This window comes from Bacillus sp. URHA0034 (genome assembly GCF_056280405.1).
The window spans coordinates 3,879,554-3,906,160 of record NZ_JBWCDK010000002.1 but is presented as its reverse complement, the minus strand read 5'-3'; the positions used below and the strand labels follow the sequence as shown (position 1 = coordinate 3,906,160).

Genomic DNA, 26,607 nt, shown 5'->3' with positions numbered 1-26,607 from the left:
AAAAAGAAGCATTCCCGTCGGAATGCTTCTTTTTATACATTGGCTTTATATCCATACTTTTCTAGTTCTGCAAAAATAGTTTTCAAACGTGGGTTCCCTTCACCCACAATTTTTTCCTTAATAACTACAACCGGATAAAACAAATCTTCTTCAATGACCCGCTGAGCAAACGTTAGTTTGTCGCTGTCACCAGCTGGCTGAAAAATATCAACATAGGTCATCTTAAACGGCTGATTCGGAAACTTCCTAGCAATGGCGGCTTCGAGCCATTCAAAGGTCTCTCTTGAAGAGGGTAAATTTACACAGCTTGGGCATAAGGTTTCGGCCCCATATAGAACAATTTCCACATCATTAGTACCCATCTTAATCATTCCTGTCAGTTTTCTTTTATTTTAAACTAAAACTAAGATAAAAACTTAAAATAATGTCTTTAAATGTGTATTTTCCTAATTTCTGAGAATGGATTTTTAGCACTATTCACATTATAATATAAGTAGGAAAGGAGTCGATCACATGGCAACAGAAACTGAAATTTTTGAACAAGTACAAGAAGTACTAGATAAATTACGCCCATTTCTTCTTCGTGACGGTGGAGATTGTGAATTAGTAGATGTAGAGGAAGGTATCGTAAAGCTTCGCCTTTTAGGTGCTTGCGGCAGCTGTCCTAGTTCTACAATCACACTAAAAGCCGGCATCGAAAGAGCCCTGCTTGAAGAAGTTCCTGGCATTGTTGAAGTCGAGCAAGTATTCTAAAGCGGAAGCGCCTTGAACAGGGGCGACAGGCATAAGACAAGCTGGCGAGAAGGCTGCTCTTTAGCCTTCTTGACGGATTGTCTGTAGACCTCTGAGCCCCTAGGCGCTGGAGCTAGATGGTTACTGACTGAAATATAAAAAAAGCGAGTGCCTAAAACGGCATTCGCTTTTACTTTGTTCACGATTTTTTTACTAAGGGCCGCCAGTCCTTGTTTACTAAAGTTTTAGGCTCTTTCCCGTCTAAAACCGAGCTAATATTTTCAATACATAATTGAATCATCGTTGTTCTTGTCTCCGTACTTGAACTTCCAATATGCGGCAGGGCAACGACATTAGGAAGCTGTAATAAAGGATGGTCCGCAGTAATCGGTTCCTTTTGGAACACGTCTAGTCCTGCTCCGGCAATCTCTTCTGCCTGAAGGGCTTCATATAATGCCTGTTCATCCACTACCGCACCTCTTGCAGCATTTATAAAGATAGCAGACGGCTTCATTTTTTGGAAAACTTCCCGGGTAAACAGATTTTTTGTCTCAGGAGTAAGCGGTGTTAAGCAGACAATGAAATCTGACTTTTCAACAAGTTCATCAAACGATGTATAGGTAACACCTAACTGCTTTTCTGCCTCCGGTTTTCTCGTCCGGTTATAATAAAGAATATTCATATCAAAGCCTGTTCCACGTTTGGCAACGGTTTCCCCAATCTTTCCCATTCCCACAATCCCTAGCGTCTTATGGTGTAAGTCATGGCCTGCTAAAAGAAAGGGACTCCAGCTCTGCCACTTTCCCGCTTTGAGATATTCTGCCGCTTCGACAATTCTTCGTGCTGCAGCCATCAATAGCGCAAAGGTTAAATCTGCAGTGGTATCTGTAAGAACATCCGGTGTATTGCAAATCGCAATGCCTTGTTCACTTGCAGTTTTTAAATCGATATTATCAAAGCCAACGGCGAGGTTTGCGACAACCTTTAGATTTTTTCCTGCCGTCAGAACACTTTTATCAATAGAATCAGCGAGAACTGTAAACAGAGCATCTGCTTTTTTTGCTTCTTCCATTAAGACATCTCTTGGGACTGGAATATCATCATGTTTCCACATATTAATGGTATACTTTTCTTGGAGCGGCTTCACTAATGCATCTGGAAGCTTTCTCGTAATATAAACGTAGGGCTTCAAACGTGTCACATCCTTGAGCTTAGTTATTATTAATGATTGTACCATAAATGTTATAATATGAGCCCTTTGAACAATTAAAATGGGTCAGTTTGGATAAAGCCAATCTAGCGGTGGAAGGTGTAATTGTTTGATCGGCGCACCAGATATGGGATAGAATTCCGCTAAAAATCGTTCGTAATCACTGGATTGCCGTAAAATCTTACTCAACCTTTCTTCGAGTACTTTCTTTTCTTGTTCTGAACGGGTGATATAATAACTTTCAATACATTCAAAATAGTGGAGCGGAAAAACTAAACGAGCATACAATAAACGCCAAGCAAATGACGATAAAGGAGCAATGCTCTGATATTCTTCATAAAAGTTCCGCAATTCAACCTGATAGGTTTGGATATTACGAAAGTATCGTTCTCTGGTCCATTCCGCCAAGTCGCGGCTTCGATGATCAAACACCCAATCAAATGGATTTTTAATGACATACTCGTTATGTGGTCCCCAGGTCCTGCTTGTAAACCGCTCATGACAAACTGTCCCACTATCGGTCTCATGCGGTTCATCATCAATCTCGGTATCGACTAGGTATTGAATGGCATTTTCCGTTAGACCGAGATAATAGGGGAAAGAATCAATAAACATTCGTTCAAATTCATCTTCCGGGGACTGAAACAACTGGCCATTCCAAACCTTTTCCATTTGTTCCAAGCGCTTCTCCCATAACGATTTCCATTGCCCAATTCGGCTGGACCTTTCAATTGAGAACGGAACTCTCCTCCCTCGTTCATGGAATTTAGCAAGTTTCCGTCCTAACTTTATTTTTCGCTGTTCTTCCAGTTGACGATTCGCTAGAACGCAATATTGATTTTTTTCCCATGTGGTAATTAAGCTGCCTTCTTTAGACTGTAAAAAAATCGGCACATTTTGATCCCCATAATTTCTTAAATGCTCCGCAATTTTTTCTAGTTCTGAGATATCCTCTTCTGCCTTTCCCCCTGGACGAGATATTAAGTAAAGCCAGCCATTTCCTCTTAAGGCCTCGTAGGCATCTAGCTTTACATATTCTTCTACCGTAATTCCATATTGATTCTCCAGCATTTTTTGAAGCATTCCTACACCCCGCCTCATTACCTTCATTACCCTATGTATATGTATAGTAATTAAAAACTTGTTGTTTTTTAAAATGGCTAATAGGCTAATGGAAGTCGGGTTTCAGAACATTTTAGTTTGTCCATTCGAAGAGAAACTGCATAATCTACGGATAAAAAAAATATATATAGTGAAAATAGAAAGTGCTGGAACTAAATTCAAGTTGTTTTCCAATTTCACAAGGAAAAGGTGATTAGGAGATGCCAGACGACAAAAAAGTGGATCTAACCGAAGAAACGGCACGCAAATGGTTGAAAGAAAGAGGCGTCGAAATTAAAGATATTGCCGATTTAGTTTTCTTTTTGCAGGAGAAATATCATAAAAATTTAAAAATGGAAGATTGCGTTTCAAACGTAGAACGGGTCCTTTCCAAACGGGAGGTACAAAACGCGATTCTTACCGGAATACAGCTTGACGTGCTAGCTGAAAAAGGATTGCTGGAAGAACCGCTTCAATCGATTATCGGCTCGGATGAGAGTCTTTATGGTGTGGATGAAATCCTGGCTTTTTCGATTGTAAATGTCTACGGTTCCATCGGTTTTACTAATTATGGCTATATTGATAAGCTTAAGCCTGGAATTTTGGGTCACTTAAACGATAAATCCACCGGTGAATGTCATACCTTCTTAGATGATATTGTCGGTGCGATTGCCGCAGCAGCTTCAAGCAGACTGGCCCACCGTGCTGCACATAAAGAAGAGGAAGATTAAAAGCCAAAAAAGAAGGTGTCCTAAAAGTATAACTTTAGGGACACCCTCTTTTTTATCCATTAGACAAGTCTGTTAATTTCCGCTCCAGGCGCGAGCGGTACGGGAAGTCTTCTCGTCGCTTCGCTCCTACGGGGATCTCCCCTGCCCCGTACTCCCGCAGGAGTCTTCGCGCCTTCCGCTCCAATCAACAGAGTGTGCAAAAGTTATTCATCAATCACCTTTTGGATCAGCCCCTTTTAAAATTCCCATTGGTCCAATGTGTCAATGGAATACGTTGGCTTCCGGTCATATCCGGACAACATTTCCTTGGTAGTGACACCTGTATGAACGAGCAAAGTATCCATGCCTGCATTCATGCCCGCTAATATATCGGTATCATAATAATCCCCTACCATCAGTGTTTCTTCTTTAGAGGTACCTAACACCTTTAAGGCCTGTTCCATAATAATTGCTTCCGGTTTCCCAATAAAAGTCGGCTTTGTTTGGGTTGAAACGGTGATAACCGAGGTAAGCGAGCCGTTTCCTGGGACAAGCCCTCTCTCCGTTGGGATGGCAATATCTCCGTTTGTTGAGATAAATTTAGCGCCATTGCGGACTGCCAGGCAGGCAACAGTTAGCTTTTCATAGCTGATTTCACGGTCAATCCCGATGACTACAAAGTCCGCATTTTCCCCAGCAGATGTAAACCCCTTTTCCTTTATCGCTAATTGAAGTCCCTCTTCCCCAATCACATAAACACTAGCATCCTTTTTTTGCTCGTTAATATAATTAGCCGTCGCTTGACTTGTCGTAAACACAAGCTGCTCCTCTGCCGGGATATTAAAGCTGTTTAATTTATCAGCGACTTGGGCTGGTGTCCTGGAAGAATTATTTGTTACAAATAAATAAGGAATATGGTTATCCCTCAGTTTTTTTACAAAATCAGATGCCGCCTCAATTCGCTCTGTTCCTTTATACATTGTCCCATCTAAATCAATTAAGTAGCCTTTATATTTTTTCATTTAATAAATCGCTCCTATGTATATCTAATGTCAGCTTAAAAGAGAAATAGACCGTCTGAACGGTCCATTCATTAGTTTCTAAATGCAGAAACAGGTCCTAATTCATTGACTAAATAACCACGAACATTGATTGTAAAACTCTCTAACTCATGCAGATATTGTGAAAATTGTTCTTGCAGTTCTTGATGAGGAATCTCAAGATAATCCTGAACAAGGTTTTTTCTATACTGAATCAGGAGCTTTAAATTTCCCCCTGTATTTCCACTAATCACTTTTTCATCGATTAATATATCAATAATATCCTCATAACTGCCGGGGTCACGCATAATAAAGCCATCAATCATGCTATTTCCAACATCTAAAATAGACTCAATCATCATTTGACAAAGACGTTCCAAGGCTGCCTTTTCAAGAGGCGACGTCCAATCCTGCTGACCTCGGAATAGATGGATTTGTACTTCTAAATATTGGAGCGTGCTTTCAATTTTTTCTCTGTCAACAAAATACACCTAGTCCACTTCCTTCCACCGTGCTTATTTTATGTAATCATACCATTTCTTATTGTATCACAAACCAACAAATCACATTTTTAGGAAGACAAAAATCTTGAAACTTGTGTCGAATCCTCCCAACCGCCTCTTAAATTTGATACTATAGAGAAGGTAGAAATGACAAGCAAAAAGGAGACAGCTGAATGAACGAACGTTTTTATTTATATGATGATACAGAAAATGCAAAGACACGCTTTGTCAGTTTTGTTGGAGAAAACCAACGATTTGATTTAGTCATTATTCAAACCAATCGCCATTATGGAAAATCGTTAGTATTGGATATGCAAGGAAACCGTTTTGCCATTATTGGCCATGATGACTTAGAGGAAGAAGGCTATTTAGAGTTTGCTTTTCAATTAAACGAAGAAGATGCAGAAGAGCTGCGCAGCTTTTTAGCAGAAATCGTCTAATTAACCACACATGTTTTACACTCCATGGTCTCATAATAAGGGCAAAAGGAGTGAAACCATGACGAATAAAGGCTCTGAAAAATATACTGAATTATCAAATGTTGAAAAACAGCATCTTTATCTTACGGCACAAGAGTTTCCTGAAGGTTCATATGGTTCACCGATTCGTCAAGATCAGCCTGTTCAGAATAAGAGTACTGAATGGGAAGAAGGACAGCGTTATTACAGCAATTTTAATTATGAATATAAATCCTTGCATCAGGATATTCCAAGGCAGATGGAAGGAGCCCATCCAACTCATGATGATCCGAACAAAGAGGAACAGCCGCCATATGATAATTAAAGCGGAAGCATCGATTTAGCAATGTATTCCAGGCAGGAAAATTCTAATGATATACTTTTATCTAAAAAAATGAGAAGGGTCAGAGTTCTGATCCTTCTCATTTTTTTACTTTTTTCAAGACAAAAAAGGCACAGCCAAAGTTACAGTATTCGTAAAGATACTCACTAAGGGTACTTATTTTGGTATCAAATGTAGCCTTTTGATTTTGATCATCGAAGAAACCCTTAAGACGAAGCTGCCCATATCCCCAATCTCCGACAATATAGTCATATCTTGCTAAAATATCACTGTATCTTGCTTTCAAGGCCTCTTCATTATATCCATTTCGATATTCTTGAATGATTTCATATGTGGTATTGTTGATCTCAATCATCTATTTCACCTCGTTTTTAGCCGACAAATTCCTACTTCTCATTATACCCGATTCACCATCAATTGCTAAGAAAATAAATGCTTGCTTTGGTCATCCTAAGTATAGGAGGTGCAATAAATTTGAAAAAGTTACTCGTAATCGCAGGATTATGTACGATAACAGCATTAAGTGGCTGCTCAAAAGATAACGGTAATAATGATGTATATGAAGAGAGCGGCAACACCATTAACGTCAATAATAAGCGCCATGAACTTTATAATGAAGGTGCAGGCCGCGGTATTCGGAATGCAAGTACCAACTATGGTTTTGTCCGTCATCAAAAAAGCCCACTAATGAATGACAATACGGCAAATGACCATTATACAGCTCTCGACCGCGAACAATTAGCTAATATAATCAGTAAGTACAGTGCGAATATTCATAATGTACATGACGTGGCTACACTTGTAACAGACCAAGAAGTATTGATCGCATATAGAACGGATACTAAAAACCGAAATTTGACTGCTGACCAAGTTAAAAAAACAGCCTTTTCAGTCGTTCCGCGTTATTATCATGTCTATGTGACCGATAATGCGACACTAATGCGCGATGTACAAAATCTTGCAAGCGTCGATTCCACAAGCCGGCATGCCCGTAATTCGGTCAATAGTGTCATTACGCAAATGCTAAAGTCTCCTCAGGGAGCACGCTTGAACGCAAGTGAAGACGAAAATGGCCGCACACCAGATGATTTTGATATCAAAAATACGCCAAATCCAAATAATAAAAACTATAATAACGCTAAGAACCTGGATAAGAATACAAATGGCGGCGGCAAAAACACTAACATGAATGATAACAATAAATAATAAAAAAGAGTTCAAGCCGATTTGGCTGAACTCTTTTTTATGGGTGTGACATATATAGGAATAACTTTGAAAATCGTCCAGCACCCGCAGCTACACTTTTCTATGCCTCTTTGGCTTCTTTTTCACCCAGCAATTGCTTATGCTTGGCAGCTGCATTTACTTGCTCATCTGCATGGTAAGAGGAACGTACAAGCGGACCTGCTTCACAATGGCTAAAGCCTTTACTGAAGGCAATTTCCTGTAATTTCTTAAATTCATCAGGTGTATAGTATTTTTCAACCTTTAAATGGCTTTTTGTCGGTTGCAGGTATTGGCCAATCGTCATGATATCGACATGATTGGCTCTTAAATCATCCATAACTTCCAAAATTTCTTCTTTTGTTTCACCCAGACCAATCATTAAGCTTGATTTGGTTGGAATACTTGGCTGCATCTCTTTCGCACGGCGAAGGAACTCAAGGGAACGGTCGTATTTAGCCCGTGCCCTTACTCTTGGAGTTAAACGTTTTACCGTCTCAATATTATGATTAAGAATATCCGGCTTCGCATCCATTAAGACTTTAAGGTTCTCTTCCTTTCCTCCCATGTCGGAAGGCAGAACCTCAATACTTGTAAAGGGATTTTTACGTCGAATCGCTCGAACGGTTTCCGCAAACACTGCCGCACCGCCATCTTTTAAATCATCACGAGCAACGGCCGTAACCACGACATGCTTTAGATTCATTAATTGAACAGAGTCGGCAACTCTTTCTGGCTCTTGCAAATCAAGCTCTGTTGGCAGACCTGTTTTTACCGCACAGAATCGGCAGGCACGTGTGCAGGTATCCCCTAGAATCATAAAAGTAGCTGTCCGTCTTACAGCCCAGCATTCATGAATATTCGGACATCTAGCTTCTTCACAAACCGTATGTAAGTTTTTTTCCCGCATCATTTTTTTTAAGCCTGTATAAGACTCATTGGTATTTAATTTTATTTTTAGCCATTCAGGCTTACGTAAAATTTCTTCTTTCTTGCTCATTTTTACACTCCTCAAAGTACATATATGGTTCAAATTGAGTTCTTAGTCACTTTATCATACTAGAGGATGAACAACAAGCATTTCAATCTTGATTACCAATTATTAACCATTATGAAATAACTAAAAGTTCACACACTAAAGTTGTACATTAATTGGAAGGAGGATTCCTGTTGCGGGCTGTTCTAATGATTGGAACCATCCTTATGCTTTTTACTTCTACTTTGTCTGTCAGGGATGCTCATGCACAAGAAACCGATCCCTATCAGGAAAGAATGAAGCTCTATAAAAAAGTCGAAACAATCACCCAAATCCCCTGGTATTATTTAGCCGCCATTGATCAATACGAGCGAAGCGTCCGTCTGTCTCGCAGAGATTTACCAAAAGCTGAAGGCGTAATCGGTATTTATTTTCGTCCAGAGGTGTGGGCAGGTTTGACAAACCCAAATCCGAACGAAGAGAATCCGGCTGTGATCCAGCTTTTTGATGGAATGGGTGTAGATGGTGACGGAGATGGCAAAGCGAGTTTAAAAAGCGATGAGGATGTTTTATATGCTTTTGCAAATTATCTCCTTTCATACGGTGTTGATCCTGATAATATAAAAATTGGATTATGGAACTACTATCATCGCGATCGATCAGTTGGCATTATTGCAGGGAAGGTCAAAATTTACCGCCATTTTGGACGCATTGATCTAGATAAACGTGTTTTTCCTGTTCCATTATACAGCAATCATAGTTACCGCAGTACTTGGGGCGATGCACGCGGATGGGGCGGAAGAAGAATCCATGAAGGAACCGATATTTTTGCCGGTTATGGCGTTCCGGTCCGAGCTACGGCCTATGGGATTGTGGAGATGAAAGGCTGGAATAAGTTTGGCGGCTGGAGAATTGGCATTCGTGATATTAATAACACATATCATTATTTCGCCCATCTTAGCGGTTTTGCCAAAGACTTAAAGGTGGGGCAAGTAGTTGAACCAGGCATGGTAATAGGCGGTGTCGGCAGTACTGGATACGGTCCTCCAGGAACCTCTGGAAAGTTCCCGCCGCATTTACATTACGGAATGTATAAAGACAATGGAATTACCGAATGGTCGTTTGATCCCTATCCACACTTAGCGCAGTGGAAACGGCTGGAGCGAATCGAGCTCCGTAAAGCAAAGAAGTCTCGTTGACAAGAATCCTATAAAGAACAAAAGCGAAAGCGCCTTGAACAGCACCGACAAGCATAAGACGCTCTGGGGAGGAAGGCGCTCTTTGCCTTTATTCCCAGAGTGGCTTATGACCTCGAGGGGCTAGGCGCTGGAGCTAGACGTCGAAAGTCCTTATATTAACAGTTATCCACAAGCGAAAATTTTATAATTTCCTAAACGATAAAAAAGGGACTGTCCGAAAAGGATCAGTCCTTACTTAATTCCCTTTATTTTTTTCAGTTTTGTTTGTGCTTTTCTTTTTTGTCTCAGTCTGACTATCGCTCTTGCTCTGCGGTATCTGAATGGAAGGTGTTAAGTTGCCGCCGCTGTTATAAAATTGTGGTACTTCTCCTTCAACAAGTGTTCCGCCCACTGGAATACTTTGTTTTAGTTTCGTCACTTCAGTTGCAAATGGAGTAATGATTTGCACAGAAACCTGAATAACAACTGAAACCTCGAGCCACGTATTGTTGATTCCCATTTCTTTTGTGGCAATATGCACATCCGGTTCCACTTCACCGATTGCGTGGAATCTCACTGGGATCTTCGGACCGATATTCCCTAATAAGGAGATATTCGTTGCCTGCCCTAAAGGAATATACCAGACAATTCCGTCCTCTTTTTCGGTGTCCTGTGTTTCAATTTCTACATCATTTTCCAATAATGCGATATCACCCTTTTTAGCCGTTTTTAAGTTCTTTTGAATCTGTGCTGTCGTTTCTGCGAGAACGCGATTGATTAAATCGGTATTTAATTGGGCGTTTTGTCCCTTTCCATTACCGCCTGGAACGATTTTTATCACATTATTGTTATCACCTACATTGGTGGTTCGTTTGGTAATTGCTCTGTTGATAACAAGCGAGGCGATATTGCGAGTTTCTGATGTTGCAATACTCATTAATGTCGGCTCAATCCCTTTATTTACAAGCCATAAACCAGAGGCAGTAGAGAATAAGAAAAGGATAAAGGATAGTAACAGGACATAGCGGAATGGCAGCGGCCCCCGTTTATGAAGCCGTCTTGTCAACTTAGCCAAGAAAATCACCCCTTCTTGTTAAATGTATGCACAAGAAAGGTGAACTAGCCCATAAAAAAGGACGCAGGAGTCACAACCATGCAGCTCCCGGATGCAAAACAAAAAAATGCTTGCTAATAGCAAGCAATTAAATCATTTTAAGCAAGGCTTCCTTACCGATCATGCCCTTATGAATACCAAGTTCCTCTGCTTCCCATGTCACCGACTCTAAAGGGGCATTTAGAAGCTGCTCAATCGTCCGTACACCGACAGCGCGGCCAGCAATGATTTTTCGATCTTTCAGTTTATCATTTAGTAAACCTATATCTAATGCACCACACATGATATAGCCCTTATCATTTGTAACGGCCAGCAAGGTGGTTTTAGGGAGTAACACCGTAACAGCCAAGAAGATATGGCCATTGATATCAATTGGTGAAAGCTCAACCAAAGGTTCCTCACCCCTTTCCTTACTATCACTGTATGATTAGAAGGATTAAAGGGTGACAGGCTATGGTCTATTGTCGTTTTTCTAACTCCCATTTTAGTAAATCACGCAAGAATTCCGGAAGAAAATAGTCCTTTTGTTTGTGCGGTAAAACCTCTTTGAAAAAATGGCCAAAGGTAAACATGTCTGGCAGCGCTAACGTATAGGTTTTATCATAGTCCAAAGAGGTGTTTTGGATTAAGATACGACCATTTTCAATTTGGATTCCCTCATAAACGAATATCCCCAAGACGGTCCCCCTAAAACCTAGTCCTTTTATTTCTCTGCGTGCGAGTTCTTCTCCATTGGTCTCCACTAAAATCTTTTCTAGTTCCGCCCCGGTCAATTCAACAACGCACGGATTTATTGGATGGGGACAAATAGTCAGTAAATCAAATGTGGTCACGACCCCAGATAATGAACCTAAGAGAAGTCCTGCGTTGATCATGGCACAATCTGTTTGGCACCAATCCCTTAAGGCTTTGCACAATAACTTCGAAAGATTGGTTTCATGAAAGGGGTCGTGAAGCAATGGTTCCTTTAGAGTGGTAACTTGTTGATTTAAGAGCTCTTTTCCTTTTTCAAAAAGGGCCGTGACCTGTTCCTGTTCATTTGGTGGCGCAGGAATATCCTTAAATTCATAGAGGACCGCTTTTTTGTTTTGAATAACCTTTTCCTCATCGACGTTTAGTGTCATATGACCGACAAAGTGACCAAATTTCCCGGCGGCACCAATCAGTGTTTGCCCCACCACTTTACCTTGTTCAATGAAATGATGGGTATGAGCTCCTAGTATGACATCGATTTCTGGAAAATGGGCCGCTATAGTTTCGTCCTCATTTATCCCGAGGTGGGAGAGTAAGATGATGACATCAGCTTCTTTTTTTAAAGGCTCAAGCCATTTCTTAAGTTCTGTAAGCGGCTCTGTGACTTCCCATCCCAATAGTGTGTAGAGATGGTGAAAGTAGGCGGTGAGACCAACCACACCAATTCGAGTTCCCTTTGTAGTGGAATAGACTTTATAGGGTTTGAGCCAATTAGGATAGCTTCCATCGGCGTTATACAGGTTGGCGTTTAGTACATCGAAGTCGGCCAAATCATATAGATGGTCCAAATCCTCATGCGGGAGATTAACTCCCTCATTATTGCCGATGGTAACCGCTGTATAGCCAATTTTATTTAGCAATTCGATATTGCTTCTTCCTTTGGTCGCTTCTGAATAGGGATGCCAGCGGTCAATAAAATCACCAACATCAAATAAAAAAAACTCTTCCCCCTTTGTGTGATGATACTCCTTTTTTGTCAGGAGAAAATGTTCGATTCTTGGCCAATGCTCGAAGTGGCTGTGAAAATCATTTGTATGAAAGATATGTATCGTTTCCATTTTTACCTACCCTGCTATCCCTTGATAAATTAAACGCACCCCAACTATGATAAGGGTGGCTCTGATAATAAAGACAATCGTTTTACTCTTAAACCTGGTATTTAAAAATACACCCACCTTAGCACCGATCCAGGCCCCCGGAATTAAGGCCAAGGCATATAGCCAATTTACGTTTCCTAAAGCGATATGGGTAATCGAACTCAGAATGGAAGTGGGTAAAATCATAAACATCGATGTCGCTGTGGCCACATGCGGCGGGAAGAAAAACAGCAAGATCATGGTTGGAACCATTAATGATCCTCCGCCAATTCCAAAAATTCCTGAAAGAAATCCTACGATAAAAGCAATCACGACTCCAAGAATTGGGTTGTAGCCATATTCAAACGAGCGCCCGGCATTATCGGTAAATGTTCGAACAATTCCTTTATCTTTACGGAACGGGAGTGGCTTTAATTTGTCTTTCACTACCAGGACGAATGAAACAAAAAGAATAAACGTACCGAAATAGATGTTAAAGGAGTGTAAGTCCATTTTTTCTGTTACCCATGCGCCCAAGATGCTTCCTGGTCCGCTGCCGATCAGAAAAATGAGCCCGCTTCTATAATCGACTGTTTTATGTTTCATATAGGCCAATGTGGACGATAGGCCTGTAAAAATCATCGTAAACAACGAGGTTCCTACAACAACCTGTGGAGTCAAATGGCTGAAGGAGGGAAGTGTTGCCAGGTAAAGCAATGCAGGAACGACGATAATTCCTCCCCCCATACCAATCAGGGATCCAAGTGAACTAGCCGCTATTCCTATTACAATTAAAAGAATCCACTCCATTACGGTCATCTCCAATGATCAAAGTTCGTTAAAAAAATCCAGCTGTGTTGGAGCGAGTCCTTCATACGTTATGTTTAGGAGTTTCATCATTTCTTTAGCATTATCGGCCGCGTCTCCACCAGAGTTATTGTTAAAGAGAAGATATATATCCTTACATTCGTTTGCTAATTTTTCGATATGATCCTTCCATTCCTGCAGTTCCTGCTGATTATAGCGGTAGAGATAACGGACCTCCCGCCAATTATCGGCATTCCGTTTCTGCCAGCCATAAACATTACGGCCATGAAATCTAACCAGTACTTGTTCGGAAGTCGTGGGCTTCAGGACGGTCGGAATCGACCCTTGGCCAGATTGCGGCTCATCGCATATACTATGAATCCATTTTTCTGTTTTCATAAATTCTAAGGTTCTTTGAAGGTAGGAGGACGCAAACCAGGATTGGTGCCGAAACTCCAGTGCACAGGGGATGTCCCCCATCACTTGTCTGCACCAGCGTAAATAATCTACATTTTCTCTTTTACATTCAAACCAAGGTGGAAATTGGAACAACACCATGGCTAATTTATTTTTTTCCATGTAGGGTTCCAAAGACTCTTTGAAAGCTTGGAACATCATATGTATGTTATCAAACGGAATTTCTCCCCGGGAATGGCCGGTCATCCCTTGATAGGCTTTGACAATAAATTGAAAACCATCAGGGGTATCCTTTACCCACTTTTCGGCATTTCGCTTGGGCTGGATGGCATAAAAAGCGGTGTCCACCTCCACGATGGGAAAGTGTCCAGCATATCTCTTTAGTTTATCTCTTGAGGCTTTTATTTCCGGGTAAAGGCTGTCATGGTCGCCCCAGCCGGTTACACCAATATAAATCAAGTCTGTCACCCCTACTTAATAATAGCATAACCATTTTTTCTACCGCCAAAATAAGAACGGGTTTTTTGTATTTATTCAGATTTGGTTTTTTAAGAAGCTTACGTTTGCCGTTATTCCGCACGTTTTTGGATTTATTCCGTTGGATTACTGCGCATTCCCGCAGAATTCCTGGTTTTTTCCGCCAACATTGGACTTTTTTCCGTCCGTTTTCTATTTAATTCCGTAAACATAGCAACGAACCCTTGTGTATCCACCTCATCGCCGTTATAAAAACTTAATAAAAAAAATACCCGTCTGCCAGCAATAGCAAACGGGTATGTTTTAAAAGATTAACCGATTGAGCCTTCCATCTCGAACTTAATCAGACGGTTCATCTCAACAGCATATTCCATTGGTAATTCCTTTGTAAATGGCTCGATGAAGCCCATAACAATCATTTCAGTCGCTTCTTGCTGAGAAATACCGCGGCTCATCAAGTAGAATAACTGCTCTTCAGACACTTTTGAAACCTTCGCTTCATGCTCTAAAGAAATATTGTCATTTAAAATTTCATTGTATGGAATCGTATCAGATGTTGATTGATTATCCATAATTAAGGTATCACACTCAATATTAGCACGTGCGCCATCAGCCTTACGTCCAAAATGAACCTGTCCGCGATAAGTTACCTTACCACCATGTTTAGAGATTGATTTTGACACGATTGTTGAAGAGGTATTTGGTGCTAAGTGAATCATTTTTGCACCAGCATCCTGGTGCTGGCCTTTACCTGCAATCGCAATCGATAAGGTCATACCACGTGCGCCTTCACCTTTTAAAATAACAGCAGGATATTTCATCGTTAACTTAGAACCAATATTCCCATCGATCCATTCCATTGTTGCGTTTGCTTCACAAACCGCACGCTTGGTAACAAGGTTATACACGTTGTTTGCCCAGTTCTGGATCGTTGTATAACGGCAGTATGCATCCTTTTTGATGATGATTTCAACAACGGCACTGTGCAAAGAGTTAGTCGTATAAACAGGTGCTGTACAACCTTCAACGTAATGAACAGATGAACCTTCATCAACAATGATCAAGGTACGCTCAAATTGTCCCATGTTTTCGGAGTTGATTCGGAAGTATGCTTGTAATGGCGTTTCCACTTTAATACCTTTAGGCACATAGATGAACGAACCGCCGGACCATACAGCCGAGTTTAACGCCGCAAACTTGTTATCAGTCGGCGGGATTACTTTTGCCCAGTGTTCACGGAAGATGTCTTCATTTTCTCTTAAGGCAGAATCTGTATCCTTAAAGACGATTCCTAAATCCGTAAGTTCTTCCTTCATATTATGATAAACAACCTCTGATTCGTACTGTGCAGATACCCCAGCAAGGTATTTTTGCTCTGCTTCAGGGATACCAAGCTTGTCGAAGGTTGCCTTAATTTCTTCTGGTACTTCATCCCAAGACTTCTCGGATTTCTCAGATGGTTTTACATAGTAGGTAATTTCATCAAAGCTTAATGAATTTAAGTCGCCGCCCCACTGTGGCATTGGCATATTATAAAAATGTTCAAGTGACTTTAAACGGAAATCAAGCATCCACTGTGGTTCATTCTTCATTTTTGAAATTTCTTCAACAATCTCACGTGTCAACCCACGTTTTGATCGGAAAATGGAAACGTCTTTATCGGCAAAACCGTATTTATAATCCCCGATTTCAGGCATCTTTTTTGCCATCGTCGTATTCCTCCTTCATAAACGATTAGAGCCTTAGCCCAATCGTTTTACTTTTGTTCCTCTTCCTTTAATCCCTTTTCCATTGCCTTCCATGCTAATGTTGCACATTTAATTCTGGCAGGGAATTTAGAAACACCTTGAAGTGCTTCAATATCACCTAAATCAATGGAATCATCGGGTTCTTTTCCTAACATCATATCAGAAAAAATCCCAGACATTTGCAGTGCCTCTTCTACCTTCTTCCCTTTGATGGCCTGTGTCATCATCGAGGCAGAGGACATCGAAATCGAGCAGCCTTCACCTTCAAACATAGCATCCTTCACGATTCCATCCTCAACCTTAAAGGTTAATTGAATGCGGTCGCCGCAGGTAGGGTTATTCATATTAATCGTATGACTGCCATCCTCTAAAATACCACGATTTCGTGGTTTTTTATAATGGTCCATAATAACTCGACGGTATAAAGCATCTAAATTATTAGAAGACATCGCTGAAATACTCCTTTGTTTTGACAAGCCCTTCAACGAGTTTATCAATATCTTCTTCAGTATTGTATAAATAAAAACTTGCACGTGCAGTCGCAGAAGCGTTAAGCCATCTCATCAGCGGCTGTGCGCAATGATGCCCGGCACGGACGGCAATTCCTTCTGCATCCAAAACGGTTGCTACATCATGCGGGTGAACATCCTTAATATTAAAAGTGATCAGTCCAGCACGCTTAGCTGCATCAAGAGGACCATAAATAGTCATGCCCTCAACCGCAGACATTTTTTCAAGTGCATAGGCCGCAAGCTTATGTTCATGTTCCGCAATATTGTCTAAGCCGACTTCGTTTAAAAAGTCGATTGCAGCCCCAAGACCAACGGCACCGGCAATAATAGGTGTACCGCCTTCAAACTTCCAAGGCAGTTCCTTCCAGGTTGATTCTTGGAGGTGGACAAAATCAATCATTTCGCCGCCAAATTCAATTGGCTCCATCTTTTCAAGCAGGTGTTTCTTTCCATAAAGTACCCCGATACCGGTAGGCCCACACATTTTATGTCCAGAGAAAGCAAGGAAATCACAATCAAGATCTTGGACATCAATTTTCATGTGCGGTGCACTTTGAGCACCATCAACGACCATGATGGCTCCATTTTCGTGAGCAATTTGCGCAATTTCTTTAACAGGATTGATGACGCCAAGCACGTTAGATACCTGCATCACAGATACAATTTTCGTATTAGCTGTAATCGTTGCCCGTACATCTTCAAGAGAAAGCGTGCCATCTTCTTGAAGCGGAATGTATTTTAACTGGGCACCTGTCCGTTTCGCTACTTGCTGCCATGGAATAATGTTACTATGATGCTCCATGTAAGTAATAACGATTTCGTCGCCTTCCTTTAAATTAGCAGCCGCATAACTTGAAGCGACCGTATTAAGAGAAGTCGTTGTGCCTCTTGTAAAAATAACTTCTTGAATCGATTTAGCATTAATGAATTTACGAACCTTTTCCCTAGCCCCTTCGTATGCATCCGTAGCTCTTGTTCCGAGCGTGTGTACACCACGATGGACATTGGAATTAATTTCACGGTAATATTTATCAATCGTTTCAATAACCTGAATCGGCTTCTGGGAAGTAGCTGAGCTATCCAAGTACACCAATGGGTTGCCATTCACTTCTTGATCGAGGATTGGAAACTGGCTGCGGATATCTTGGATGTTCATTAGCGAACTTTCCTTTCAATCACTTCAGTTAATTGTTTCTTGACTCCTTCAATTGGAAGTTGGGTAACAACCGGTGCAAGGAAACCGTGAATAACTAACCGTTCTGCTTCAGTTTTCGGAATTCCCCGGCTCATTAGATAATAAAGTTGAACTGGGTCGACGCGTCCTACGGAGGCTGCATGCCCTGCTACAACATCATCTTCATCAATTAAAAGAATTGGATTGGCATCCCCGCGGGCTTTTTCGCTAAGCATTAACACACGAGAGGTTTGCTCTGCATCCGATTTGGATGCACCATGTTCGATCTTACCGATCCCGTTAAAGATGGAAGTCGCACTGTCCTTCACAACCCCATGATTTAAAATGTTTCCGGTTGTATTTTTTCCAAAGTGAACGACCTTCGTAGTAAAGTTTTGCGTTTGCTCGCCACGGCCGACTACGACTGTTTTCGTGTCTCCATGAGATCCATCACCAAGCAGGTTAGTGGTATTCTCTGAGATTGTATTTCCTTCGTTCATAAGGCCAAGTGCCCATTCAATGGATGAATCTCTGCCAGCGACACCACGGCGGTTTACATAAGTCGTAATCCCTTTTGCCAAATAATCAACAGCCCCGTATTGGACTTTTGCATTAACGTTGGCAATAACCTCGGTTAAAATATTCGCGAGGGTATTTGAGGCTTCCACTGTAGAAATATAGTTTTCTACGTATGTTACCTGACTATTGTCTTCCGCAACTACAATCACGTGGTTAAATAAGTTTGCCTCAGCATGATCTTGTACAAATACTGCCTGGATAGGCTCTTTAATTTCTACATTCTTTGGAATGTATAAGAACACGCCTCCGTTTACAAGTGCTGCATGCAGGGCCGTTAAACGGTGCTCATCCATATTGATGGCTTGAGTCATGTAATACTTTTTCAAAAGATCACCATGTTCTCTTGCCGCAGTCAATAAATCTGTAAAGATAACACCCTTACCTTTCAGCTCTTCTGATAAAGATAAAAAGGCAGGAGTCTGATTACGCTGAATATAAAGACTTTTATTTTCAGCATCTAAATTTACTAATGCTTTAACTTCCTCTGGTAGTGCATCAAGCGATGAATAGGCATCACTTTTGACTGTATGCTGTTGGAATTGTGTGAAATTCCATTTATCTATTTTGGTTTTATCAGGTCTTGGCATCGAAAGCTGTTCGAATTCGTTTAGCGCTTTAAGCCGGAACTCTTCAAACCATGCAGGCTCATTCATTTCTTTCGAGAATGAGCGGACAAATTCCTGATCAACTGGTAATTTGGTTTCTGTTGTCATTGTAATCCTCCTAACACTCTGTTACGCTTCTTGCCCAACTGTTTCGTCTTCAATGCCAAGCTCTTGTTTGATCCAGTCATATCCTTCTGCTTCTAAGCGTTGTGCCAGCTCTGAACCGCCTGATTTAACAATACGGCCTTGCATCATAATATGCACATGGTCAGGAGTGATATAGTTTAACAGACGTTGGTAGTGTGTAATAATTAAGCAGCCAAAATCTTCGCCGCGCATTTGATTTACACCCTTTGAAACCACTTTTAGGGCATCAATATCAAGGCCGGAGTCAATTTCATCAAGGATGGCAATTTTAGGTTCAATCATCATTAATTGAAGAATTTCATTACGCTTTTTCTCACCGCCGGAAAATCCTTCATTTAAATAACGCTGTGCCATATCCAAATCCATTTCAAGGAATTCCATTTGCTTATCCATTTTACGGATAAACTTCATAAGGGAAATTTCGTTTCCTTCGCCAAGACGGCTGTTAATCGCTGAACGTAAGAAATCAGCATTTGTTACACCGTTGATTTCGCTTGGGTATTGCATTGCTAAAAATAGACCTGCACGTGCGCGCTCATCTACTTCCATTTCCAGAACATTTTGTCCGTCCAGAGTGATGGAACCGCTCGTTACTTCATATTTTGGGTGTCCCATAATCGCAGACGATAAGGTTGACTTACCAGTTCCGTTTGGTCCCATGATTGCGTGAATTTCTCCACCCTTTATTTCTAGGTTTACACCTTTTAGAATCTCTTTCCCATCAATTTCTACATGTAAATCTTTGATCGTTAATGTTGATCCAGCCATATTTTATACCTCCGAAAAGAAAGTGTTGTTAGCTTGCAATGCAAGTTTTTTTGTAACTCTATTCTCATTTTATTCTCATTACAATCTTATAACAAATGAAATGTATTAGCAACTCTTAAACAGTAGAAACTGAGCGTCATTTTCATTAAGCAAATGCTAATTGAGAATACACAGGGAATATTTATATGAAAATTCAGATATAAACCCTTATGTAAGAAAGACCCGAATAAAATCATACCTCATTTTTTTAAACATTTCCAACTGTTTTAAACGATAAAGACCTTTCTATTTTACCCAATTGACCTCTTTCATGTATGAGTAAATACAAGGAAAAGCCAGTGAATGACTCACTGACTTACCCGTTTTTACCTATTTATTATTATTCAGAAACCGGTACAACTGCACCTTTGTATTTATCAAGGATAAAGTCTTGGATTTCTTTAGAGTGTAGAACTTCTACAAGCGTTTTGATTGCTGGCTTGTTTTCGTCCTCTTTACGAACGGCAATGACGTTTACATAAGGGGAATTCTTGTCTTCAATTGCAATGGAATCTTTAATTGGGTTTAAGCCGGCATCAATAGCGTAGTTTGAGTTAATTAAAACCGCATCGCCTTCACCGTTTTTATAAATTTGTGGTAAAAGTTTTGCTTCGTAATCTGCATCAAATACTAACTTCTTAGGATTTTCTACAACATCTTTGATTTCTGCTTTTGTCTTATCAATGCCTGATTTTAATTTGATTAGTCCTTGCGCTTCAAGTAATGAAAGCAGACGGCCATGGTCGGCAACAGAGTTGCTCATAATTAAATGAGCGCCAGTAGGAAGGTCGCTAAGTTTTTTGTACTTCTTTGAATAAACACCGATTGGCTCGATATGAATACCGCCTGCATTCACAAATCCATAACCAAACTCTTTATTTTGTGACTCTAGGTATGGGATGTGCTGGAAGTAGTTTGCATCTAATTCTTTTGATTGTAATGCTTTGTTTGGAAGTACATAGTCAGTAAACGTCTTAATCTGTAGATCAATACCTTTTTCTTTTAAAATTGGTTTAGCTTTTTCTAGGATTTCTGCGTGTGGAACGGTCGATGCTCCAACTACTAATTTCGTTGTTTTGCTGTCTGTACCTTCTGACTTATCTGTTGACTTACCGCAAGCAGCTAATGCTAACACTAGTGATAAGGCTAAAATTAATGTAATCCACTTTTTCATGTAGACCTCTCCTTTTATCTTTTATCTAATTTTGAAGTGATAAAATCACCAATAAACTGAATCACAAAAACGATTAATAAAATAATGACGGTGGCAATCAAGGTGACGTCATTTTGATTTCTTTGGAAACCATAGTTATAAGCAAGGTTCCCAAGACCGCCTGCACCAATCGCCCCTGCCATGGCTGTGTACCCCACAAGTGCAATCGCAGTAACCGTGATACCGGAAATTAGGGCTGGCATGGATTCCGGCAATAAAACCTTCCAGATAATCGTTCCAGTAGTAGCCCCCATTGATCTTGCTGCTTCAATGACCCCTTTATCAATTTCTCTGAGGCCGATTTCTACCATTCTTGCGTAAAATGGAGCAGCTCCAATAATAAGAGAAGGCAATGCCGCATCTTCGCCAATCATGGTTCCAACTAAAAATGTTGTAAGCGGAATTAATAAGACAATTAGGATAATAAACGGAATCGAACGAAAAATATTTACGATTGCACTAATAACTGCGTTTATCGGCTTGTTTTCCCAGAGGTTGCCTTTGGAAGTAAGAAATAAAATTAATCCTAATAAGGTCCCTAAAATAAACGTTGCTACCACGGAAATGCCTGCCATATAAAGGGTATTTTTTGTTTCATCCCACATGATTAACCAGTCCACATTTGGCAGATAATGTTTAATCATTTGTAACCACCTCCACTCCGACATGCTGAGAGCGAATGAACTCAACCGCATGGTTGACTTCCTTTTCGTCGCCATCGATATGAATGAACAAGGTTCCATATGATCCGTTTTGCGTTTGGGCAATCTTACCTTGTAAAATATTTACGGTAACCGGATGATTACGGATTAAATTGGTTATGACTGGCTGCTCAGCTGATTCGCCAATAAAGGTTAATTGGACAATCTGGCCGGAAGGATATTGTTCAAGCAAATGATCAACGGCTTCTTTTGTATCTTCATTCTCAGATACTTGCTGAACAAATCGCTTCGTAATTGGCTGCTGTGGTTTTTTAAATACATCCAGTACCGAACCAAGTTCAACTACCCTGCCACTTTCCATTACTGCAACACGGTGACAGATTTTCCGAATCACGTGCATTTCATGGGTAATTAACACAATTGTTAACCCTAGGCGTTTATTAATATCCACCAGTAATTCCAAGATAGAATCCGTGGTTTGCGGATCTAACGCTGAAGTTGCTTCGTCACAAAGTAATACTTTAGGGTTATTTGCAAGCGCCCTGGCAATCCCCACACGTTGCTTTTGACCGCCGCTAAGTTCGGATGGATAAGCATTTTCCCGGCCTTCTAAACCAACCAGTTTGACTAATTCGGCGACCCGTTTTTTCCGCTGCGGTCCTTTGACACCAGCAATTTCTAAGGGAAACGCGATATTTTCACTAACTGTTCTCGACCACAGTAAGTTGAAATGCTGGAATATCATACTGATTTCTTGGCGGGCTTTTCGTAATTGTGAGCCCTTTATTTTTGAAATGACACGGCCCGCAACTGTGACACTTCCCTCTGTTGGAATCTCCAAGCCGTTTAACATGCGGATTAACGTACTTTTTCCGGCCCCGCTATAACCAATCACGCCGAAAATTTCTCCCTCTTTAATCTCAAGGTTTACATCATCGACTGCCTTAAGGTCACCTTTTTTGCTAGGGAAGATCTTCCGAACATTTTGTATTGAAATCATTTGATCACCTACTTTTTTATCGTCTTTATTTGAATATAGAGTTAACTGGATGCTTATAAAGGATTTCTATTATTTCAGAAAAATAAAAATGCCTATCTGCACAGGCAGAAAGGCATCATGAAAAATAAACCTTTCTCCCATCTTCCAAAGCAAACGCTTTGTGTGAATTGGCACCATTTCAATAAATATTGACGGTTGCCGGGCTTCATCGGGCACATCCCTCCACCTCTCTTGATAAGAGCTAACAGCTTCTATATTCAATTTAAAATGTAATTGTTTTAACTAAATTATTTCAACAAAAATTATCGTATCATGTATAAAAATAGGTGTCAACGATTTTTTCGGAATATCTTTAATAGGTAAATTTAGGCTTTAGCCTTTAATGAAGATAAACCTGTCGCTGATTCAATCGCAGCCTCCAGGTCATCGATTAGATCCTCGACATTTTCAATACCGATGGAAAGCCGGATTAAATCCTCTGATACACCGGCAGCCTTAAGTCCTTCAGCGTCCAGCTGCTGATGGGTTGTGCTTGCTGGGTGAATGATTAAACTCTTAGCATCGCCAACATTGGCGACATGGGCCCAGAGTGTTAATGAATTGATTAATTTCGCCCCTGCTTCTTTTCCGCCTTTAATGCCAAAGACGACCATTGAGCCCGCACCCTTTGGCATATATTTTTTTGCTAATTCATTATCAGGATGTGAGCTATGACCAGGATAAGATACCCAATCTACTGCCGGATGAGCTAGTAAATAATCAACAATTTGCTTGGTATTGGCAACATGCTCCTTCATCCGCACATGGAGGGTTTCAAGTCCTAATGTAAACTGAAACGCATTTTGCGGGCTTAGCGCAGGTCCAAGATCGCGTAATAATTGAACACGGGCTTTGATGATGTATGCGACCGCCCCTAAAGCTTCTGCATAGATAAGGCCATGATAGCTGTCATCAGGAGTGGTGAAGCCAGGGAATCTTGGTGAATTCCAATCAAACTTGCCGCCATCGACAATGATTCCTCCCGTTGTGGTTCCGTTCCCTAACAACCACTTGGTTGCTGAATGAACAACAATATCGGCTCCATGCTCGATTGGCCGGCAAAGATATGGTGTGGCAAAAGTATTATCAATAATTAATGGAACCCCTGCTGCATGGGCAATGTCTGCTACTTTTTCAATATCGAGGACACGTAAACTTGGATTACCAATGGTTTCTGCAAAGACTGCTTTTGTTTTTCCCGTGATCGCTTGGCGGAAGTTTTCTGGATTTTCGGCATCAACAAATTTGACATTAATACCGTATTTAGGCAGGGTAACTGCTAATAAATTATAGGTTCCGCCGTAAAGATTGGAAGCAGCCACGATTTCATCGCCAGCTTCGGCGATATTTAAAATCGCGAGTGTAATAGCTGCCATTCCGCTGGCAACGGCGAGTGCACCTACTCCGCCTTCCAGCAGGGCAACGCGGTCTTCGAAAACGGTGGTCGTCGGATTGTGAATTCTTGTGTATATGTAACCTGGTTCTGCGAGGCTAAATAGGTTGGCAGCATGTTCTGTATTTTTAAATTGATAAGCATTGTTTTGATAGATTGGAACAGCACGTGCTCCTGTTACAGGATCGGGTGACAAGCCTCCATGAACACTAAGTGTTTCAAAACGGTACTTCTTTTGATTTTCTGTCATATTTCCTGTTCCTCCTTTTTTGATAATAGAACGGCAAAACCCCCGCTTCCGCAGAAGAGGGGGTTATCTCTTCTCATCTTTCGAGCTGGTTGCTCTGCTGGAATTAGCACCGTGTTTTATAACCGGTTGCTGGGCTTCGCAGGGCCAGTCCCTCCGCCACTCTAGATAAGATTCTGAAAATTCAATTGTTGTTAAATACAGATTACTAGAAATTTAATTCCGAGTCAACATATAGGATTATATGACTTTAGCAAAATTTTCATGTGCTTTTGTTAAAAAGAAGATGGATTCTAAGAGCAGCGTGGTTCTTAGCGGGGCGGATACGGTTAGCCGTCCTTTCTTTTCAAGTGTTCGCAGTGTTTCGGTTCCTTCGAAAAGCTGTTGGATGGCGTTCGACTCCCCTTTTACTTCGTAACAAATGGATTGTTGGTCATTGAGTAACGACATTTTGCCATTTTTTATTTCGAAGATAATGGTTTCCTCTTCACAAATGAATTTTACTTTTATTTCAGCATGCTTGATTAAGCCTACGATATGTCCCTGTAAGGTGAATTTTTCTAAAAATTTTTCTGCCAGTTCGTTCATTTCAACCACTCCGCTCTATGCGCACGTATTAGTTTACTTATTCAGCACTAGTGTGGGGATTCCTTTGTTAATCGCTCGACAATTCTCTGGTGAATTAGGGTATTTAAGACGATTTCCCGAGAAATATGTCGAGTCTTCGAAAGTGTTAGAAAATAGTCAAATCTTTGAACCGGGATTCTAGTTAAAATGAAGAAGACACTAGAAAGGATGTGGAGTATGATTTTAAAGGATCGCCCTGAACCACTTGATTTAAGAATATTAAAGTTGTTGGATGCTAGAACAGAGTTAGAAGAAAAGGAAAAAAAATATCTTCATAATAAAACTAAAGGTTATGAGGGTGAAAAAATGTTTGATTTGTTAACAGAGAAGCTCGAACCTCCAAGTTACCTTTTATATGACTTGCTGTTGGAGTCAAACAATAACAAGTTTCAAATTGATACGTTGATGATTAGACAAGATCAATTTTATTTATTCGAGGTTAAAAATTATGAAGGTGATTTTTATTATGAAAATGGCAGGTTTTATTCTCTCGCTGCCAAAAAGGAAATTACCAATCCTCTTTTGCAATTAGAACGGTGTGAATCTCTGCTCAGGCAGCTGCTTCAAAGTCTCGGTTACCGCATGGCTATTGAGAGCTATGTTATTTTTATTAACCCTAAATTCCACTTATATCAATCCCCTATGAATAAACCCATTATCTATCCAAATCAGCTGCCCGATTTTATGTGTAAATTAAATAGGGAATCGTCGACTTTGAATGGACGTCATAAAAGTATTGCTGAACGGTTAGTTTCTATGCATAAAACGGCATCCCCCTATGAAAAGTACTCAAAGTATTCAATTAATATGTTGAACAAAGGAATTATTTGTGCGGTTTGTCATTCTTTTCATGTTTCTTGTTTTGATAGACATGTGCAGTGTCAGGTATGTGGGCATTGTGAGGGGCTTGACTCTGCGGTCTTAAGGACTGTTGGAGAAATAAAATTGCTTTATCCTAACGAGAAAATTACAACTAACTTAGTTTTTGAATGGTGTGAGAATATTGATTCAAAAAAAACTATTCGGAGGGTTCTAAAACAAAACTTGATCTGTAATGGAAAGACAAAGGGGCTCTTTTACGAATAGCCTGGGGTATGTATGTTTCCTGGTGAGTTTTTGGTACCAAAAAAGCTCTTTTAATGGGACAAGTTATTTTGTATTTGGACGATTGTCTTTTTCTATTTACCTGTGACGGGAACAATTCCTTTTTATTTTCGTCCGTTACCGCTTCCGGTTTACCTTGACGGGCACAATTCCTTTTTATTTTGACCGTTTCCGCTTCCACTTCACCTCGACGGGCACAATTCCTTTTTATTTTGACCGTTACCGCTTCCACTTTACCTTGACGGGCACAATTCCTTTTTATTTTGACCGTTTCCGCTTCCACTTTACCTGGACGGGCACAATTCCTTTTTATTTTGACCGTTTCCGCTTCCACTTCACCTGGATGGGCACAATTCTTTTTTATTTTGACCGTTACCGCTTCCACTTCATCTGGACGGGCGCAATTCCTTTTTTTTTGACCGTTTCCGCTTCCACTTTACCTTGACGGGCACAATTCCTTTTTATTTTGACCGTTACCGCTTCCACTTCACCTGGATGGGCACAATTCTTTTTTATTTTGACCGTTACCGCTTCCGCTTCATCTGGACGGGCACAATTCCTTTTTATTTTGACCGTTACCGCTTCCACTTTACCTTGACGGGCACAATTCCTTTTTACTTGATCGTGGCCA

At 40.6% G+C, this 26,607-nt stretch carries 31 protein-coding genes and 2 riboswitches; of the genes, 7 read left to right on the top strand and 24 right to left on the bottom strand.

Annotated elements, in window-relative coordinates:
- Positions 1–32: 32 nt before the first annotated feature.
- Complete coding sequence (locus ACZ9EE_RS20780) at positions 33–362, bottom strand: YuzD family protein (RefSeq protein ID WP_476030125.1); 330 nt, start codon at positions 360–362, stop codon at positions 33–35.
- A gap of 151 nt (positions 363–513) precedes the next feature.
- Between ACZ9EE_RS20780 and ACZ9EE_RS20775 the strand changes: the two genes are divergently transcribed.
- The gene (locus ACZ9EE_RS20775) at positions 514–753 is read left to right on the top strand and encodes a NifU family protein (RefSeq protein WP_098528048.1); all 240 of its coding nucleotides are present in this window, start codon (positions 514–516) and stop codon (positions 751–753) included.
- Positions 754–931: 178 nt separating this feature from the next.
- Here the strand turns inward: ACZ9EE_RS20775 and ACZ9EE_RS20770 are convergent, their stop codons facing one another.
- Positions 932–1,924 carry a 2-hydroxyacid dehydrogenase gene (locus ACZ9EE_RS20770; protein WP_476030123.1) on the bottom strand — a complete coding sequence of 331 codons (993 nt, stop codon included), beginning with the start codon at positions 1,922–1,924 and terminating at the stop codon, positions 932–934.
- An 84-nt stretch (positions 1,925–2,008) separates the two neighbouring features.
- Complete coding sequence (gene yutH, locus ACZ9EE_RS20765; RefSeq protein ID WP_476030121.1) at positions 2,009–3,025, bottom strand: spore coat putative kinase YutH; 1,017 nt, start codon at positions 3,023–3,025, stop codon at positions 2,009–2,011.
- 239 nt (positions 3,026–3,264) lie between these two features.
- Between yutH and ACZ9EE_RS20760 the strand changes: the two genes are divergently transcribed.
- Entirely contained in the window at positions 3,265–3,774 is a 510-nt protein-coding gene (locus tag ACZ9EE_RS20760) for a phosphatidylglycerophosphatase A family protein (protein WP_476030119.1), read from the top strand.
- A 236-nt stretch (positions 3,775–4,010) separates the two neighbouring features.
- Here ACZ9EE_RS20760 and ACZ9EE_RS20755 read toward each other — a convergent pair whose 3' ends face one another.
- Together ACZ9EE_RS20755 and ACZ9EE_RS20750 are read right to left on the bottom strand one after the other, a co-directional pair.
- Positions 4,011–4,775 (bottom strand): TIGR01457 family HAD-type hydrolase, encoded by a 765-nt coding sequence (locus ACZ9EE_RS20755; RefSeq protein ID WP_476030117.1) that lies wholly within the window; start codon positions 4,773–4,775, stop codon positions 4,011–4,013.
- A 71-nt stretch (positions 4,776–4,846) separates the two neighbouring features.
- Complete coding sequence (locus ACZ9EE_RS20750) at positions 4,847–5,284, bottom strand: DUF86 domain-containing protein (protein WP_476030115.1); 438 nt, start codon at positions 5,282–5,284, stop codon at positions 4,847–4,849.
- A 185-nt stretch (positions 5,285–5,469) separates the two neighbouring features.
- Here ACZ9EE_RS20750 and ACZ9EE_RS20745 point away from each other — a divergent pair, with 185 nt between their 5' ends.
- Both ACZ9EE_RS20745 and ACZ9EE_RS20740 read left to right on the top strand, forming a co-directional pair.
- On the top strand, positions 5,470–5,736 hold the full coding sequence (locus tag ACZ9EE_RS20745) for a DUF3055 domain-containing protein (RefSeq protein WP_476030113.1): 267 nt from the start codon (positions 5,470–5,472) through the stop codon (positions 5,734–5,736).
- Positions 5,737–5,794: 58 nt separating this feature from the next.
- Positions 5,795–6,079, top strand: a complete 285-nt coding sequence (locus ACZ9EE_RS20740) for a cytosolic protein (RefSeq protein ID WP_476030111.1) — start codon at positions 5,795–5,797, stop codon at positions 6,077–6,079.
- Between the two features lie 97 nt (positions 6,080–6,176).
- Here ACZ9EE_RS20740 and ACZ9EE_RS20735 read toward each other — a convergent pair whose 3' ends face one another.
- The gene (locus ACZ9EE_RS20735) at positions 6,177–6,452 is read right to left on the bottom strand and encodes a YutD family protein (RefSeq protein ID WP_476030109.1); all 276 of its coding nucleotides are present in this window, start codon (positions 6,450–6,452) and stop codon (positions 6,177–6,179) included.
- Positions 6,453–6,571: 119 nt separating this feature from the next.
- Here ACZ9EE_RS20735 and ACZ9EE_RS20730 point away from each other — a divergent pair, with 119 nt between their 5' ends.
- The gene (locus ACZ9EE_RS20730) at positions 6,572–7,303 is read left to right on the top strand and encodes a YhcN/YlaJ family sporulation lipoprotein (RefSeq protein ID WP_476030107.1); all 732 of its coding nucleotides are present in this window, start codon (positions 6,572–6,574) and stop codon (positions 7,301–7,303) included.
- Between the two features lie 100 nt (positions 7,304–7,403).
- On the opposite strand, the gene lipA is transcribed toward ACZ9EE_RS20730, so the two are convergent.
- Positions 7,404–8,336, bottom strand: a complete 933-nt coding sequence (gene lipA / locus ACZ9EE_RS20725) for a lipoyl synthase (protein WP_476030105.1) — start codon at positions 8,334–8,336, stop codon at positions 7,404–7,406.
- 188 nt (positions 8,337–8,524) lie between these two features.
- Between lipA and ACZ9EE_RS20720 the strand changes: the two genes are divergently transcribed.
- Positions 8,525–9,496 (top strand): M23 family metallopeptidase, encoded by a 972-nt coding sequence (locus tag ACZ9EE_RS20720; RefSeq protein ID WP_476033031.1) that lies wholly within the window; start codon positions 8,525–8,527, stop codon positions 9,494–9,496.
- Between the two features lie 235 nt (positions 9,497–9,731).
- Here the strand turns inward: ACZ9EE_RS20720 and yunB are convergent, their stop codons facing one another.
- From yunB to ACZ9EE_RS20645, 15 genes are all read right to left on the bottom strand, one after another.
- A complete protein-coding gene (yunB, locus tag ACZ9EE_RS20715) occupies positions 9,732–10,550 on the bottom strand; it encodes a sporulation protein YunB (protein ID WP_476030103.1) in 819 nt (272 codons plus the stop codon).
- A 127-nt stretch (positions 10,551–10,677) separates the two neighbouring features.
- Positions 10,678–10,980, bottom strand: a complete 303-nt coding sequence (locus ACZ9EE_RS20710; RefSeq protein WP_476030101.1) for a YunC family protein — start codon at positions 10,978–10,980, stop codon at positions 10,678–10,680.
- A gap of 67 nt (positions 10,981–11,047) precedes the next feature.
- Positions 11,048–12,400 carry a bifunctional metallophosphatase/5'-nucleotidase gene (locus ACZ9EE_RS20705; RefSeq protein WP_476030099.1) on the bottom strand — a complete coding sequence of 451 codons (1,353 nt, stop codon included), beginning with the start codon at positions 12,398–12,400 and terminating at the stop codon, positions 11,048–11,050.
- Between the two features lie 6 nt (positions 12,401–12,406).
- Positions 12,407–13,228, bottom strand: coding sequence for a sulfite exporter TauE/SafE family protein (locus tag ACZ9EE_RS20700; RefSeq protein ID WP_476030097.1), 822 nt, complete (start codon positions 13,226–13,228; stop codon positions 12,407–12,409).
- Positions 13,229–13,246: 18 nt separating this feature from the next.
- On the bottom strand, positions 13,247–14,101 hold the full coding sequence (locus ACZ9EE_RS20695) for a DUF72 domain-containing protein (RefSeq protein ID WP_476030095.1): 855 nt from the start codon (positions 14,099–14,101) through the stop codon (positions 13,247–13,249).
- Positions 14,102–14,430: 329 nt separating this feature from the next.
- Positions 14,431–15,828: a Fe-S cluster assembly protein SufB gene (gene sufB, locus ACZ9EE_RS20690; RefSeq protein WP_476030093.1), complete on the bottom strand. Its 1,398-nt coding sequence runs from the start codon at positions 15,826–15,828 to the stop codon at positions 14,431–14,433.
- A gap of 47 nt (positions 15,829–15,875) precedes the next feature.
- Positions 15,876–16,316, bottom strand: coding sequence for a Fe-S cluster assembly sulfur transfer protein SufU (sufU, locus tag ACZ9EE_RS20685; protein WP_476030091.1), 441 nt, complete (start codon positions 16,314–16,316; stop codon positions 15,876–15,878).
- Complete coding sequence (locus ACZ9EE_RS20680) at positions 16,306–17,535, bottom strand: cysteine desulfurase (protein ID WP_476030089.1); 1,230 nt, start codon at positions 17,533–17,535, stop codon at positions 16,306–16,308. The genes sufU and ACZ9EE_RS20680 overlap by 11 nt, the downstream gene beginning before the upstream one ends.
- Positions 17,535–18,845, bottom strand: coding sequence for a Fe-S cluster assembly protein SufD (sufD, locus tag ACZ9EE_RS20675; RefSeq protein ID WP_476030087.1), 1,311 nt, complete (start codon positions 18,843–18,845; stop codon positions 17,535–17,537). The genes ACZ9EE_RS20680 and sufD overlap by 1 nt, the downstream gene beginning before the upstream one ends.
- Before the next feature lie 21 nt (positions 18,846–18,866).
- A complete protein-coding gene (gene sufC, locus ACZ9EE_RS20670; protein WP_476030085.1) occupies positions 18,867–19,652 on the bottom strand; it encodes a Fe-S cluster assembly ATPase SufC in 786 nt (261 codons plus the stop codon).
- A gap of 379 nt (positions 19,653–20,031) precedes the next feature.
- Positions 20,032–20,865, bottom strand: a complete 834-nt coding sequence (locus ACZ9EE_RS20665; RefSeq protein ID WP_476030083.1) for a MetQ/NlpA family ABC transporter substrate-binding protein — start codon at positions 20,863–20,865, stop codon at positions 20,032–20,034.
- 14 nt (positions 20,866–20,879) lie between these two features.
- Positions 20,880–21,548 carry a methionine ABC transporter permease gene (locus tag ACZ9EE_RS20660; RefSeq protein WP_476030080.1) on the bottom strand — a complete coding sequence of 223 codons (669 nt, stop codon included), beginning with the start codon at positions 21,546–21,548 and terminating at the stop codon, positions 20,880–20,882.
- Complete coding sequence (locus ACZ9EE_RS20655) at positions 21,541–22,566, bottom strand: methionine ABC transporter ATP-binding protein (protein WP_476030078.1); 1,026 nt, start codon at positions 22,564–22,566, stop codon at positions 21,541–21,543. Before ACZ9EE_RS20655 ends, ACZ9EE_RS20660 begins: the two co-directional genes overlap by 8 nt.
- A 134-nt stretch (positions 22,567–22,700) precedes the next feature.
- A riboswitch (SAM riboswitch) is annotated at positions 22,701–22,807 on the bottom strand.
- A 124-nt stretch (positions 22,808–22,931) separates the two neighbouring features.
- Entirely contained in the window at positions 22,932–24,248 is a 1,317-nt protein-coding gene (locus ACZ9EE_RS20650) for an O-acetylhomoserine aminocarboxypropyltransferase/cysteine synthase family protein (RefSeq protein WP_476030076.1), read from the bottom strand.
- 70 nt (positions 24,249–24,318) lie between these two features.
- A riboswitch (SAM riboswitch) is annotated at positions 24,319–24,420 on the bottom strand.
- A 65-nt stretch (positions 24,421–24,485) separates the two neighbouring features.
- A complete protein-coding gene (locus ACZ9EE_RS20645; RefSeq protein WP_476030074.1) occupies positions 24,486–24,833 on the bottom strand; it encodes a hypothetical protein in 348 nt (115 codons plus the stop codon).
- A 186-nt stretch (positions 24,834–25,019) separates the two neighbouring features.
- Here ACZ9EE_RS20645 and ACZ9EE_RS20640 point away from each other — a divergent pair, with 186 nt between their 5' ends.
- A complete protein-coding gene (locus tag ACZ9EE_RS20640; RefSeq protein ID WP_476030072.1) occupies positions 25,020–25,958 on the top strand; it encodes a nuclease-related domain-containing protein in 939 nt (312 codons plus the stop codon).
- Here ACZ9EE_RS20640 and ACZ9EE_RS20635 read toward each other — a convergent pair.
- Both ACZ9EE_RS20635 and ACZ9EE_RS20630 read right to left on the bottom strand, forming a co-directional pair.
- Entirely contained in the window at positions 25,891–26,361 is a 471-nt protein-coding gene (locus tag ACZ9EE_RS20635) for a hypothetical protein (protein WP_476030070.1), read from the bottom strand. The genes ACZ9EE_RS20640 and ACZ9EE_RS20635 overlap by 68 nt on opposite strands.
- Complete coding sequence (locus tag ACZ9EE_RS20630; RefSeq protein ID WP_476030068.1) at positions 26,349–26,564, bottom strand: hypothetical protein; 216 nt, start codon at positions 26,562–26,564, stop codon at positions 26,349–26,351. Before ACZ9EE_RS20630 ends, ACZ9EE_RS20635 begins: the two co-directional genes overlap by 13 nt.
- Between the last annotated feature and the right edge of the window lie 43 nt (positions 26,565–26,607).